General features: G+C 67.3%; 11 protein-coding genes. 5 read left to right on the top strand and 6 right to left on the bottom strand.

The window, feature by feature from the left end:
- Window positions 1-87: 87 nt before the first annotated feature.
- The gene (locus A3OM_RS0111880) at window positions 88-957 is read left to right on the top strand and encodes a LysR family transcriptional regulator (RefSeq protein ID WP_018043979.1); all 870 of its coding nucleotides are present in this window, start codon (window positions 88-90) and stop codon (window positions 955-957) included.
- A gap of 65 nt (window positions 958-1,022) precedes the next feature.
- Here the strand turns inward: A3OM_RS0111880 and A3OM_RS0111875 are convergent, their stop codons facing one another.
- The 4 genes from A3OM_RS0111875 to dctA all read right to left on the bottom strand — a co-directional run bounded on the left by A3OM_RS0111875 (window position 1,023) and on the right by dctA (window position 6,099).
- A complete protein-coding gene (locus A3OM_RS0111875; RefSeq protein ID WP_018043978.1) occupies window positions 1,023-2,096 on the bottom strand; it encodes a tartrate dehydrogenase in 1,074 nt (357 codons plus the stop codon).
- 31 nt (window positions 2,097-2,127) lie between these two features.
- A complete protein-coding gene (locus tag A3OM_RS0111870) occupies window positions 2,128-3,102 on the bottom strand; it encodes a 2-hydroxyacid dehydrogenase (protein WP_018043977.1) in 975 nt (324 codons plus the stop codon).
- A 430-nt stretch (window positions 3,103-3,532) separates the two neighbouring features.
- Window positions 3,533-4,696, bottom strand: a complete 1,164-nt coding sequence (locus A3OM_RS0111860) for a mandelate racemase/muconate lactonizing enzyme family protein (protein ID WP_018043975.1) — start codon at window positions 4,694-4,696, stop codon at window positions 3,533-3,535.
- Between the two features lie 71 nt (window positions 4,697-4,767).
- On the bottom strand, window positions 4,768-6,099 hold the full coding sequence (gene dctA, locus A3OM_RS23910; protein WP_018043974.1) for a C4-dicarboxylate transporter DctA: 1,332 nt from the start codon (window positions 6,097-6,099) through the stop codon (window positions 4,768-4,770).
- A gap of 172 nt (window positions 6,100-6,271) precedes the next feature.
- On the opposite strand from dctA, the gene A3OM_RS0111850 reads away from it, so the two are divergent.
- Window positions 6,272-7,171, top strand: coding sequence for a LysR family transcriptional regulator (locus A3OM_RS0111850; protein ID WP_018043973.1), 900 nt, complete (start codon window positions 6,272-6,274; stop codon window positions 7,169-7,171).
- A 138-nt stretch (window positions 7,172-7,309) separates the two neighbouring features.
- Here the strand turns inward: A3OM_RS0111850 and A3OM_RS0111845 are convergent, their stop codons facing one another.
- Window positions 7,310-8,443 (bottom strand): aminomethyltransferase family protein, encoded by a 1,134-nt coding sequence (locus tag A3OM_RS0111845; RefSeq protein ID WP_018043972.1) that lies wholly within the window; start codon window positions 8,441-8,443, stop codon window positions 7,310-7,312.
- Between the two features lie 98 nt (window positions 8,444-8,541).
- A complete protein-coding gene (locus A3OM_RS0111840; RefSeq protein ID WP_018043971.1) occupies window positions 8,542-10,293 on the bottom strand; it encodes an APC family permease in 1,752 nt (583 codons plus the stop codon).
- A gap of 988 nt (window positions 10,294-11,281) precedes the next feature.
- Here A3OM_RS0111840 and A3OM_RS0111835 point away from each other — a divergent pair.
- The 3 genes from A3OM_RS0111835 to A3OM_RS0111825 all read left to right on the top strand — a co-directional run bounded on the left by A3OM_RS0111835 (window position 11,282) and on the right by A3OM_RS0111825 (window position 13,952).
- The gene (locus tag A3OM_RS0111835; RefSeq protein WP_018043970.1) at window positions 11,282-11,851 is read left to right on the top strand and encodes a dimethylamine monooxygenase subunit DmmA family protein; all 570 of its coding nucleotides are present in this window, start codon (window positions 11,282-11,284) and stop codon (window positions 11,849-11,851) included.
- The gene (locus A3OM_RS0111830) at window positions 11,848-12,801 is read left to right on the top strand and encodes a PDR/VanB family oxidoreductase (RefSeq protein ID WP_018043969.1); all 954 of its coding nucleotides are present in this window, start codon (window positions 11,848-11,850) and stop codon (window positions 12,799-12,801) included. Before A3OM_RS0111835 ends, A3OM_RS0111830 begins: the two co-directional genes overlap by 4 nt.
- A 92-nt stretch (window positions 12,802-12,893) precedes the next feature.
- The gene (locus A3OM_RS0111825; protein WP_018043968.1) at window positions 12,894-13,952 is read left to right on the top strand and encodes a DUF3445 domain-containing protein; all 1,059 of its coding nucleotides are present in this window, start codon (window positions 12,894-12,896) and stop codon (window positions 13,950-13,952) included.
- The last annotated feature ends 44 nt before the right edge of the window (window positions 13,953-13,996 follow it).

Raw genomic sequence — 13,996 nt, 5'->3', positions numbered from 1 at the left:
AGAACCGACCGTGACCGGGAGGTGTGTGAGGCGCTCTTAGCCCGCCGACCTCCAGGGCGGTCAGAATATCGGCTATCATGAAACGTGATGAGCACCCTCAACGTCGACCACATCCGCTCCTTCCTGGCCGTGCTCGAAAACGGCAGCTTCACGGCCGCGGCGCAGGCACTCGGCGTGCGGCAATCCACGGTCAGCGGTCATATCGCGCGGCTGGAACTGGCGCTGGACCGCTCTCTCCTCATGCGGGACACGCATCGGGTCGCCCCGACGCCGGACGGCCAGGCCCTGATCGGCTTCGCGCGGGAGGTGCTGGAGGCGCACGACCGGCTTCGCGCCTTCTTCTCACCAGGCGGCCTGCGCGGCCGTATCCGCCTCGGCGTCTCCGAAGACTACACCCTGTCGGCCCTGGCCCATGTTCTGGCACGCTTCGCCGAGCGCCACCCCTCCGTCGATCTACAGCTGACGGTCGGGCTGAGCCGGACCCTCTATCAGGGCTACGATGCGGGCGAACTGGACGTGATCTTCTGCAAGCGCCGACGCGGTGACCCGCGCGGCGAACTGGCCTGGGCAGAGGAACTGATCTGGGCGGGCAGACCGGGCTTCGTTCCCAATCCTGCGCTGCCGTTGCCCCTGGTCCTCTATCCGCCGCCTTCGATGACACGCACCCTGGCGCTCAATGCCCTCGACGCGGCGGGCCGTCCCTGGCGGATCGCCTGCACCAGCGGCAGCCTGATGGGAGTGCGCGCCGCCGTCGAAGCGGGTCTGGGCATCGCGCCGCACTCGGCCAGGGTCATGCCGCCGGGACTTGCCCCGATCCCGACACTGGCCGGTTTGCCACCGATCGGCGACGTCGAGTTCGTGGTCCTCGGCCCGGGCCGCCAGCATGCCGTCGCGACGGCGTTGCAGGAGACGATCCTGGCGAGTTCGGCGGAGCTACAGGCCGTCCCTGAGGTCTGATACCGGGCCCCGGTGACCCCGACCCATGGGTCCGGGTCACCGAGACGCCGTCAGAGGGGACGCCCTTATCCGAGGGCCTCTTCCACCGCCCTGCCGCAGGCTTCGGTATCGGCGTTGCCGCCGAGATCGCGCGTGCGCAGGGTCCGCTCGGAGAGGACGCGCTCGATCCCGGTGACGATCTCGCGGGCCGCCTCGTGCTCACCGAGATGCTCCAGCATCATCGAGCCGGACCAGATCTGGCCGATGGGATTGGCGATGCCCTGGCCGGCGATGTCGGGGGCCGAGCCGTGCACCGGCTCGAACACCGAGGGGAAGAGCCGCTCCGGGTTGATGTTGCCGGAGGGTGCGATGCCGATCGTGCCCGTGCAGGCGGGGCCGAGATCGGAGAGGATGTCGCCGAACAGGTTCGAGGCGACGACCACGTCGAACCGGTCCGGGTTCAGCACGAAATGGGCGGTCAGGATGTCGATATGGTACTGGTCCCAGGCCACGTCCGGGTAGGCCTTGGCCATCTCCTTCACCCGCTCGTCCCAATAGGGCATCGTGATCGAGATGCCGTTGGACTTGGTGGCCGAGGTCAGGTGCTTCTTCGGCCGGCTCTGGGCCAGTTCGAAGGCAAATTTCAGGATGCGGTCGACGCCGTGGCGCGTCATGATCGTCTCCTGCAGGGCGAATTCGCGGTCGGTGCCGGCGAACATGCGCCCACCCGCATTCGAGTATTCGCCCTCCGTGTTCTCGCGGACCACCCAGAAATCGATGTCGCCGGGCTTGCGATCGGCGAGCGGGCTCTTCACCCCCGGCATCAGGCGCACCGGGCGCAGGTTGGCGTATTGATCGAATTCCCGCCGGAACAGGATCAGCGAGCCCCAGAGCGAGACGTGATCGGGCACCCGGTCCGGCATGCCGACCGCGCCGAAGAAGATCGCGTCGTGGCCCCCGATCTGCGCCTTCCAGTCTTCCGGCATCATCCGGTCGTGCCGCTCGTAATAATCGCAGCTGGCGAAGTCGAACCAGTCGAACTCGAGGCTGAAGCCGTGGCGCTTGGCGGCCTTTTCGAGGACGCGCACGCCCTCCGGCACGACCTCCTTGCCGATCCCGTCGCCCGGAATGACGGCGATGCGATAGCTGCGTGATGTCATGGGAATGGCGCTCCGCGGATGGGTTTGGGGATCAGGCGGCGCTCGGCGGCCAGGGCGTCTCGGCGACGGGGGTCACTGGCCCCCGACCCTCGAACCAGGAAACGAGGTTGTCCACGAGGAGGTTGCCCATGGCGCGGCGGGTGTGATGGGTGGCCGAGCCCACATGGGGCAGAAGAACGACGTTGTCCAAGGCCACGAGGGCATCGGGAACCCGTGGTTCGTTCGCGAACACATCGAGACCGGCGGAATGGATCACGCCCTGCTCAAGGGCCGCGATCAAGGCAGGCTCGTCGATGAGGCTGCCGCGCGCAACGTTGATCAGGATACCGTCGGGTCCGAGGGCGCCCAGCACCTCCGCGGTGACGAGGGGGCCGGCGCCACCGCCGGGCGCGACGACCATCAGGACGTCGCAGGCGCGCGCCAGATCGACCGCGCTCGGGTGGTAGTCGTAGGCCACTTCGGGTTGCCGGCGGCGTCCGTGATAGGCGATGGCGCAGCCGAACCCGCCGAGGCGCGTGGCGATGGCGTGCCCGATCCGCCCGAGGCCGAGGATGCCGATGCGGCGCCCGCGCAGGGAGGGCGAGAGCGGAAACGGGGCTTTCGGCCAGGCGCCCGCGCGGAGATAGCGGTCGGCCTGGGGAATGCGGCGAACGGTGGCCAGGAGCAGGCCGAGGGCGAGGTCGGCGACCTCCTCGGTGAGCACGTCCGGGGTGTTGGTGACGACGGCGCCCCGCCCCTTGGCGGCCGCGACGTCGATCGTGTCGTAGCCGACACCGAAATTCGCGACGATCTCCAGGGCGGGGAGGCGCGCGAAGAGATCGGCTCCCGCCGGCGCCTGTCCTCCCACCACCACGCCGCGGATGGCTGGGCTGACCTCCGCCAGGAACGCGTCCCGGTCCGTGGCCCGATCCAGGCGGTGGAGGACGAAGCGCTCGTCGAGGGCTCGGATCGTATCGGGAAGGATCGCCTTCAGCAGCAGGATCTCCGCCTTCACATGCGCTGTCATGGGGCCTCGTCGCAGTTGCGTGTTCCGTGGAGGTGGCGCTCCCGCTCCGGGGCGAAGCCACCTCGTGCTTTCCGCCAACGGAGGGTGGACCGCAACCCGGAGCCGGCCCGCTCGGCCAGACCGCGTTGCGCCAATCCCAGGCAGGCTTCGAGCACTTTCTCGTTCCGCTCTCCGCGCGGGAGACCAGACCTGACCTTGATAACGGTGGCGCTGACGAAGTCTTCGGTCAGAGCGGACAGAACGGCTCGCTCGTCATCGCTGAGCGGACGCATCGTATGGATTTCCTCGTCACGTCGATTCCGGTTTGCCGTCCCCGGGGCCGGCCCGTCTCGGCTGACCGGCTCGCAGGAACGGCTGTCGCCCGAGGCCAGGCGACAGGGGGAGGGGCCGTGCCGGGCTCGATGAACCCCGCACGGCGATCGATCGGCGCTTACTCCGCGAGCTCGCGCATGACCTTGATGAGGTCCGACTTGCCCTCGAAGCCGATGCCCGGAAGCTCGGGCATGACGATGTGGCCGTCCTCGACCTTCACCCCGTCCGGGAAACCGCCATAGGGCTGGAACAGGTCCGGGTAGCTCTCGTTGCCGCCGAGCCCCAGGCCGGCCGCGATGTTGAGCGACATCTGGTGACCGCCATGCGGGATGCAGCGCTTGGGCGACCAGCCGAACTGCTCCAGCACGTCGAGGGTGCGGAGATACTCGACGAGTCCGTAGGATAGGGCGCAGTCGAACTGCAGGTAGTCGCGGTCGGGCCGCATGCCGCCGTAGCGCAGGAGGTTGCGGGCATCCTGGTGCGAGAACAGGTTCTCGCCGGTCGCCATCGGGCCGGGATAGAACTCGGAGATCGCGGCCTGCAGGGCGTAGTCGAGGGGATCGCCGATCTCCTCGTACCAGAACAGCGGGTACTGGCGCAGCATCTTGGCATAGGCGATGCCCTGTTCGAGGTTGAAGCGGCCGTTCACGTCCACGGCGAGCTGCGCCTGGGAGCCGATCTCCTTCAGCACGGCCTCGATGCGGCGCTGGTCCTCCTCGATCGGCACGCCACCGATCTTCATCTTCACGACGTTGTAGCCCCGGTCGAGGTAGCCGCGCATCTCGGCGCGCAGCTGGGTGTCGTCCTTGCCGGGATAGTAATAGCCGCCGGCCGCGTAGACGAAGACGCGCGGATTGGCCTCGACGCCCTTCTGCTCGGCGAGCATCCGGAACAGCGGCTTGCCGGCGATCTTGGCGGTGGCGTCCCAGATCGCCATGTCGAGGGTGCCCACCGCCACCGAGCGCTCGCCGTGGCCGCCGGGCTTCTCGTTGGTCATCATCGCCGCCCAGAGCTTGTGCGGGTCGAGGTTGTCGCCGGCCTCGTTCAGCACGCTCTTGGGGTCGGCCTCGAGGATGCGGTTCTTGAAGCGCTCGCGGATCAGGCCGCCCTGGCCATAGCGGCCGTTGGAATTGAAGCCGTAGCCCACCACCCGGCGGCCGTCGCGCTCCACGTCCGTGACCACGGCCACGAGGCTGGCGGTCATCTTCGAGAAGTCGATATAGGCGTTGCGGATGGGCGAGGAGATCGGCTTGGTGACCTCGCAGACGTCGACGATACGCATGGTGGCTCTCCTTGAGATGCGAAGAATTTCGCGTGAGGGGAACGGGATGGAACGGGGGTCGGTCGGAAGGTCTAGTGGGCGGCCGCCACGGGGCGGGGCAGGGCATGCCCGGCTTCCCTGTCGGGAACGACGTTCTCGGAGGCGACGGCGGCCCGGTCGCGGTAGGCTTCTTCCGCTTTGTTCAGGTCGAAGGCGCCTTCCCACTTGGCGACCGCGATGGTGGCGACCGCGTTGCCGATCAGGTTCGTGACCGCCCGCGCCTCGTTCATGAAGCGATCGACGCCCAGCAGAAGGACGAGGCCGGCGACCGGGACGGTGTGGATGCTCGACAGGGTGGCGGCGAGGGTGACGAACCCGGCCCCGGCGACACCCGCCGACCCTTTCGAGGTCAGGAGCAGCACGCCCAGGACGACGAGCTGGTCGCCGATGCCCAGCGGCGTGTTGGTGGCCTGGGCGACGAAGATCGCCGCCATGGTCAGGTAGATGCAGGTGCCGTCGGCGTTGAAGGTGTAGCCGGTGGGCAGCACGAGGCCGACCACCGACTTCTCGCAGCCCACCCGCTCCAGCTTGGCCATCATCCGGGGCATCACCGCCTCGGTGGAGCAGGTGCCGAAGGTGATGAGGATCTCGTCCTTGAAGAAGCCGAGAACCTTGACCAGGGAGAACCCGGTCCAGGCGCAGACGGAGCCGAGAACCAGCACGACGAACAGGATCGACGTGACGTAGACACCGAGCATGAGGTAGGCGAGGGACCAGACGGTGCCGAAGCCGTACTTGCCGATGGTGAAGGCGACACCGGCACCCGCACCGATGGGAGCCAGGCGCATCACCATGGCGACGATGCGGAACAGCGCGTCCAGCAGGCTGTCGATGACGACGACCACCGGCTTGCCGCGTTCGCCCGCCTGAACCAGCGCGACGCCGAAGAGCAGCGAGATCAGGATGATCTGCAGCATCGCGCCCTTGGCGAAGGCATCCACCATCGTCGAGGGGATGATGTCCATGAAGAAGCCGACGATGCCGGGCTGGGCTTCCGCCCGCTTGGCGTAGGAGGCGATGGCGCTGCTGTCGATCTGCGTGGCGTCGATGTTCATGCCGACGCCCGGCTGCATCACGTTGACCACCACGAGGCCGATGACGAGGGCCAGCGTGGAGACGACCTCGAAGTAGATGAGCGCGCGCACACCGATGCGGCCGACCTCCTTCAGGTTGCCCATCTTGGCGATGCCGACGACGATGGTGCCGAAGATGACCGGCGCGAGCAGCATCTTGATCAGCTTGATGAAGCCGTCCGCCAGGGGCTGCAGCGTGACGGCGACGTCGGGCAGGAAATACCCGACGAGCCCGCCGATGACGATTGCTATGAAGACTTGAACATAGAGTCGGCTTAGCCATGACTTCATGATCTGTTTCCTCCTGATCTGCCACTTAGCGGGCAGCTTGATTAGTGATCCCTCTTGCGGGGCTTGATGCCGTCCTTACGCCTGGACACCGTCGCTCGGCCAATGCCATGTTCGGTGCGCGCTATGCGCGGTCGGCATCGGGCTGGACGGGCTGACGGACACTGGCTGATCGATGGATCTGGACTGGCTGAAGGACTTCCTCGCCCTGGCGGAGCAGAAGACGTTCTCGCGCGCGGCCGAGGCGCGGAGCGTGACGCAGCCGGCCTTCAGCCGGCGCATCCGCGCCCTTGAGGATTGGGTCGGCACGCCCCTGTTCGCCCGTGGTCCGCAGGGGGCGGTGCTCACGCCGGCCGGGCTCGCCTTCCAGCCGGCGGCCCAGGACATGATGCGCAGCCTGGAGCGGGCACGACGCGACGCGCGGGAGGTGGGCGCCCGGGACACGGCGACGCTCTCCATCGCGGCGACCCACGCCCTGTCGTTCACGTTCTTTCCGAACTGGATCCGCGGCCTGATGCACCATCAGACGCTGGGCACCCTCAACCTGATCTCTGACAGCATGGAGGCCTGCGAAGCCATCATGCTCGCCGGCGAGGTCCACTTCCTCCTGTGCCACCATCACCCGGATGCACGGACGCGCTTCGAAGCGGAGCGGTTTCCGAGCCTGTCCCTGGGCGACGACCTGCTGGTTCCCCTCTGCGCGCCCACCTCGGACGGCGGCCCGACATGGTCGCTGCCGGGAACGCCGGAGGCGCCTCTGCCCTATCTGAGATACAGCCAGGCCTCGGGGCTCGGGCGCATCATCGCGGCCTTTCCGGATCGCGAGCCGGCCCATTCGGCGACGGCGCTCACCTCTCATCTGGCGGCGGCGCTCATGACGATGGCGCGGAACGGACACGGCATCGCCTGGCTGCCGCAGACGCTGGCGGCCGAAGATCAGGCGCGCGGCAGGCTCGTGCGCGCCGGTCCGGACCGGTTCGACATCCCCATCGACATCAGGCTGTTCCGCTCCCTCGACTGCCGCAACGATGCGGCCGACCGGCTCTGGGACGACCTCACCGAAGCCCGTGCGTGACCGTCGCCGGTCTCCGTTCGCGGAAGGGGCCTGCGTGAGCGCGAGCCTCTGGAAGCAGGACCGCCGATTTCGCCGGTACCGCGGGTTCCCCCTCCGTCCAGGCCGTAGCCACAGGGGGGAGGGGGACGCCGCCCGGTATCAGGCGGTCCGTTCGTCGGCCGGATGGGTGCGCAGGCGCATCGGGTCGTAGAACGGCGTCCGCACCACGTTGGCGACCAGCGGGCCGGTCTCGGTCCGGACCTCGACCTCCGTGCCGAGGGCGGCGAGCTCCGGCGGCAGGTGGGCGAGGCCCAGCGACTTCATCAGGTGGCGGCTGTAGGTGGTGCTGTTGACGGTGCCGACCTCGAGTCCGTCCTTGACGATCTTGGCGCCGGGCGTCACCGCCTCATGGTGCAGGATCTCGAGGCCGACCTGGCTGAAACGCTCGGTGCCCCTCCGCGCCAGCAGGGCGGCCTTGCCGCGGAAATCCGGCTTGTCGAGGTCGACGGTCCAGGCCAGGCCCATTTCCCACGGCGTGGTGTCGGGTTTGGGCATGTCGAAGGGGAAGAACAGCAGGCCGCCCTCCACGCGCACGATGTCGAGGCAGTCCCAGGAGGCCGCCACGATGCCGAAGGGCTCGCCGGCCTGCATGATCGCATCCCAGATGGCGACGGCGTCCTTGGCGGCGCAGAACACCTCGTAGCCGCGCTCGGCCGAGTAGCCGCCCCGCGCCAGGGACACGTCGCGGCCGAACAGCGTCGTGCGCACATGCTCGAAATACTTCAGCGTCGGCAGGTCGAAGGGCGTGTGCGGCGCGAGGATAGCGAGCGCCAGCGGTCCCTGCAGCGACAGGATGTGGACGTCGTCGTCGCGGGCCGCCTCCACGGCGCGGCCTTCGGTGAATTCGGGAAGAACGTCTTCGAGGCTGCCGCCGCCATGCGAGACGCGGAAGGCCTGCGGCCCGTCGCGGTAGACCAGCACGTCGTCGATCAGGGAGCCGTTCTCGTCGACGATGTTGCTGATGGCCGATCGGCCCTGCGCGATCTTGCCGACGTCGCTGGTGAGCATCGCGTTCAGCATCGCTTCCGCGTCCGGACCGGAGACGTTGACGATGCGAAGGCCGGAGACGTCGAACAAGCCCGCCCGCGAGCGGACGATGGTGGTCTCCTCGTAGCGGTCGGTGCGGTAGGATTGGGGGATGGGCATCCCGTTCCACTCGGCGTCGAGTGTCGAGCCCAGGGCCAGATGGCGTTCGTTGAGGGCCGACTGGCGGGGAAGGTCTTTGTAGCTCATGGCGGCTGTCCCTTAGTGTTCCGTTTTTTGATTGGGCGGACTCTGTCTCGTCTCGCGTTCGGGCTGCCAGAGCCGACGGCCCCGGCAGCCCGGTTCGATCAGAGCTGGAAGAACCAGTTCGAGAGGAGGAGCACCACGACGCCGGCGGCCAGCGTCAGGTAGGGCAGGATTCCCGCCCGGCGGCGGCTCACCATCCCCTCGGGGCCGACATGCAGGTCCTCGTACATCTCGGCCGGGAACTTGCCGCCGTCCTGGACATAGTGGCGGTAGCAGAAGACCGGGATGATCAGGGCGGCGGTGATCAGGCCGGCCCAGAGGGCGATCGGGTTCCAGACCTTCGCGCCCGCGCCCATGAAGATCACGTTCACGAAGGCGAAGACGCCGCCGAGCACCAGGACGAAGGTCGGTGCGCGGTAGGGGCGCGGGATATGCGCCGAGTCGATGCGGTGGATCCAGGCCGAGTTGAGGTTGAGGAAGTTGAAGATGATGTAGCCGCAATTCGACACGGCCAGGATGAAGAAGAAACTCGTCGCATCGGCACAGGCGATCGCCAGGATCGCGAGATTGAAGACGAGATCGGTCCACATCGCCCGCGTCGGCGCGCCATGCTCGTTCACATGGCTGAGGTAGCGCGGCAGCCAGCCGTCGGCCGAGCCCTGGTAGAGGGTGCGCGAGGACCCCGCCATCGCCGTCATGATGCAGAGCACGAGGGCCAGGATCATCAGCATGACGAGGAAGTTCTCGACGATGGGACCGCCGCCGACCATGTGCGCCAGTGCGGCCGCCACACCCGACCCGTCGACGATGGAAGCCTCCAGCATCCCCTCGACGCCGAGCATGCTCTGGAAGGTGAAGGGCACGAGGGTGAACAGCAGGAGGCAGAGCAGGCCCGAATAGAAGATCGCCTTGAACGTATCCTTGGCGGGATCACGGAACTCGCTGGTGTAGCAGATCGCCGTCTCGAACCCGTAGGTCGACCAGGCCGCGATGAACATGCTGCCGAGGACCAGCGTCCAGCCCGTGATGTTCCAGGCACCCGGCGCGGGAGCGGCCGGTGCGGCGAGGGGGACGAGGGGAGAGAAGTTCTCCCAGTTCACGCCGTGGATCAGCAGCGGAACCACGCCGACGATGAACATCGGGATGATGACGAGGAGACCGATATACTTCTGGACGTTCGCCGTTCCGAGGATACCGCGGTGCTGCACGGCGAAGACCGCGAGCATGAGGGCGGCGCCGATGAAGAAGGCCAGGTTCAGCGAGAGCGAGACCGGGCCGAGGGTGGTGGTGAACAGGGTCCAGGTGCGGATGCCGGGCGCCACGGCCGCGATGGCCGCCGTCACCTTGTCGGCATCGGCCATCTGCAGGGCGGCACCGTTGGTGGCGAGCCATTGCACCACGGCCGGCGACGTGGCCGTGGGCTGCGGCGCCACCGCGTTGATGATGTAGGAGGCCGCGATGGAACAGCCCAGCGACAGGACCGGCGACCAGGCGAACCAGTTGCACCAGACCGAGAGGGGCGCCACCAGCTTGGTGTAGCGGACCCAGGCCGCGGCCCCGTAGACCGACGCGCCCCCCGACTTGTTCGGGAACAGGCCGGCGATCTCCGCATAGGTGAAGGACTGGATGAAGCCCATGATCATGGAGAGCGTCCAGATCAGGAAGGCGAGCTTACCCGTATTGCCGGCAATGCCGCCCACCGAGAACAGGACGAGGGCGGGCACACCGCTCGCGACCCAGAACGCGCCCGTCCAGTTGATGCTGCGATGCAGCTTCCCGTCTTCGGCCGTCCCGGTGGCGGGGGACGTGAAGCCCGCCACGGGCTTTGCCGAGGATGCCAGTCCGGTGCTCATGATTCAGCTCTCCATTGGTCGTATCGAGGGTTCGGTCCGGATCGACCCGTGCCCTCGCCGAAGGTGTGATCCCGGGGCGATGCGTGTCCGCACGGTCTCGGCGGGGTCGTGGCGCATCCGGAGTGTCGTCTGGCTCGGGGCGCCGCTCCGCCAAATGGATCGGCGCCGCAGAAGGGTGTTCCGAAAGACTTTCGAGTATTCCTCACGAGACTCCCGCCGCACCGGCGTGCCCGGAGCGAGGACCGGCGCCGACCGGACGTTTCGTGAGGGACTCCAAACTAGGGATGTGCGTGTCGATGTATCGTCGGCGACATGGATATTTCCCGTCCTTGCGGAGAGGGTCACACGAAGTCTTTCCGAATAGCCGGGGCGCCGCGACCGCCGGTGCGCACGTTTCATGCGAGCCCGACACATCAGGTCAGTGGAAGACTGCCGGTCGAACTCCTGAAATTCTCTACAGGAATAATCATTTCTCTTCGGTTGAGCCGCTGTCAAGCGCTATTGCGGCTCCCCCTCGAGCGAACAGTGGAATTGCATCGAAATTTTCCATGAGATTTGATTTTCGGGCAGATGTGACCAGTAAATGGGCATGGATGTCTGCCGATCGCGGGCATGACGAGAGATCCGACCGCGATGGGCTTCTCGATTCGAGTGGATCGTCGACATGGCCTCTCGCTTTCGCGCGCACGCCCTGCGACCCTGCGCGTCCCGCACGGGAGTGCGGACCATGACGGCAGCAGGTGCCGAAACACGTGTCCGCCGCCCATCGAACCGGCATCCGCCCCATTGGCCGAAACTCCTTGGCCGGGATTCCGGTCGAAAACGGCGATTGACATTGTTGTTCTCTTGGAGAAAATGAAATTCTCTTAAAGAACCAGATCGCCGCGCAAGCAAGACGGAGCCGGCTTTGTCGACGGGACTGAATTGGTCCTCTGGTTCGGCGCCCTCCGCTCCGGCCGCCGCCCCGCCCATTGTCGAGTCGAGGTCGATGTCAGATCAGTCCATCAAGAGCCGACCGGTCTATCAATCGCTGGCGATGGATCCGTCCGGGTTGCGCCACCTGTTGGTGTCGGATTCGCCCGCCTACCGCTTCGGGGCCCCGCCCGACAGGGAGGTGGAGGTCTGGTCCGTCGCAGGCCCCGACCAGGAGGGCCGGATCCCACCCTCCGAGACCGTTCACGAACGAGGGTTCCGTTCGCCGAGGCACCTCATCGATCGCCTCGACCATCGCCTCGCGCGGGAGCGCATGGGTCTGCGGCTCTACGTGAGCGGGACCGAGGATTTCCTGTGGGACGTCTTCAACACGGCGCAGCGCGCGGGGATGACCAAGCAGGAGATCTTCCAGTGCCATTCCGGCACACGGGCGCGGCGCGTGGCCTGCGTCCATTGCCGGACCTTCAATCACGGCGTGACGACCACCATCGTCCGATGCGACGGCTGCGGCGCCAACCTGTTCGTGCGGGATCATTTCTCGCGGCGCCTATCGGCCTTCATGGGGGTCAAGATCGATGCCGAGGTCGCCGGCGAAGTCCCTCCGGCAGAGCAGGCCTATTCATGATCCTCGACGGCAAGCTGTCGGCGCGCGTCGCCGAGATCGAACGCCTGAACCCGACGCTGAAGCGGTTCCGCTTCGTTCCCGAGAAGGGCGGGGCGTTTCCCACATCGCCGCCGGGGGCGCATGTCCTCGTCACCCTGCGGGGGCCGGACCGGGTCTGGCAGAACGCCTATTCGCTGGTGACGCCGCCCGATCAGCGCGATCACTACGCGATCGTCGTCCGCCGGGTTCCGGACTCGCGCGGCGGCTCCCACTTCCTGCACGACAGGCTCGAGATCGGTGACGCCGTCGAGCTGAGCGCGCCGGCCAGCCTGTTCCCGATCGCGTCGCTCGCCCGCAAGCACATCCTGATCGCCGGCGGCATTGGGCTGACGCCGTTCCTGTCCTACCGGCCGGTCCTGGCGTCGCGCGGCGCCGCCTACGAACTGCATCAGTTCTGCGCCCCCGACGAGGTCGAGACCTTCCGGGGCCTGCTCGGCTCGGACGCGGCCGGCATCCACGTCCATGGCGTCGGACGGGGAGAGCGGCCGGATCTCGCCGCCATCCTGGCCGATCAGCCGCTGGGAACCCATGTCTATACCTGCGGGCCTCAGGGCCTGATGGACGCGGTCGAGGAGACGGCGCGCGGCCTCGGCTGGACGCCGCACGCGATCCACCGCGAGAGTTTCGGCGGGGACAAGGGCGGCGAGCCGTTCACCGTCACCCTGGCGCGGTCCGGCCGGTCGATCGCGGTCGGGGCCTCGCAGACCCTGCTCGAAGCGCTGGAGGGCGAAGGCATCGAGGCTCCGTGCCTCTGCCGGGGGGGCGCCTGCGGCGTCTGCCTCCTGCCCCTCGTGGAGGGCATCCCCGATCACCGGGATCACGTCCTGTCCGATGCCGAGAAGGCGGAGGGCCGCCTCATCGCGACCTGCGTCTCGCGGGCCAGATCCGAGACCCTGGTGCTCGATTTTTAAGACCGGACGACCGCGCGGCGGCGGGCATCCGCCGAACGCATCGATGCCGGCCGTCGGCCGGGATCGGCGCCGCTTGGTAAAGGGAAGCTGAGATGGGTATTCAGTTCAAGACCGACGAGACGTTCCGGGACGACTTCTCCTACCGGAACAGCGACGCGGCGGTGCTCCGCTTCCCGTTTCCGTTCGGCGAAGACAAATATATGTACTCGGTCAACATCGAGCCGCATGTGAAGGCGGGCACGTCGCCGGCCTTCGAACACGCATTCGACGTGGACGAACATTACGTCGCCGAATGCCGCGAGCGCGCGATCGTCCTCGATCACGACCCGAAGCGATGCCAGGTGCTGGCGCACATGATGCCGGCGCAATGGGACACGCTCGAACTCCTGATGGAGAGCCTGTCGGCGGATTACCCCGAGCATTTCAGCCTGACGCGGGACGGCACCGCCTGGCACTGGATCAACCGCCCCCTGGGCCTCGACCAACGCTTCGTCTTCGGCGACGCGTCCACTCTGCCCTGCGAGCCGTTCGAGTACATCACCCGGCAGGCTCAAGGGGACTTCACCCTGCAGGATCAGCGGGACGACAACCTCTACGTCGATGGCGGCATGGTCACCACGCAGGCGGATTGGTCGCTGGAATTCGATATCGGCATGAGCTTCCACGAGTGGCACGGGCCGGTGCCGCTGGCGCACGAGATCGGGGTGTTCGACCGGGCGCTGCAATATCTCCTGCGCCTACAGTACGGGCATCCCGTCCGCCGGCTGAACTGGACGATGACGATCAACCCGCGCCTCGACACGTCGCCCGAGAACTATCCCGATTGGGGGCCGGACCGCACCACCGTGACCCCGGAGAACATCGCGGGCAAGCTCCACCTGCGCGTGGAACTGCAGACCCTGTTCCGCCTGCCGCGCTCCAACGCGATCCTGTTCGGCATCCGCTGCTACCTGATCAGTCTGCAGGACATCGAGCGGGTGGAGAAGTGGCGCAAGCGCCTTCACCGCGTCCTGGCGAGCCTCCCGCCCGAACTCGTCGAGTACAAGGGCCTGACCCGGTTCCACGGCATGGCGGTGTCGCGCCTGGCCGCCCTGGACGACGGGGCGCCCCTGTCCCTCGGCATCCAGCCGGACCAGGCCCGCCTCAAATGAGACCCCCCTCATCCTGAGGTACCCTTTGCTCGAGCAAAGGGTCT

The sequence above is a fragment of the Methylobacterium sp. 88A genome (assembly GCF_000376345.1).
Classification (GTDB): Bacteria; Pseudomonadota; Alphaproteobacteria; order Rhizobiales; family Beijerinckiaceae; genus Methylobacterium; species Methylobacterium bullatum.
Note: the sequence above shows the minus strand (reverse complement) of the source record. Positions and strands in the feature narration are given on the sequence as shown.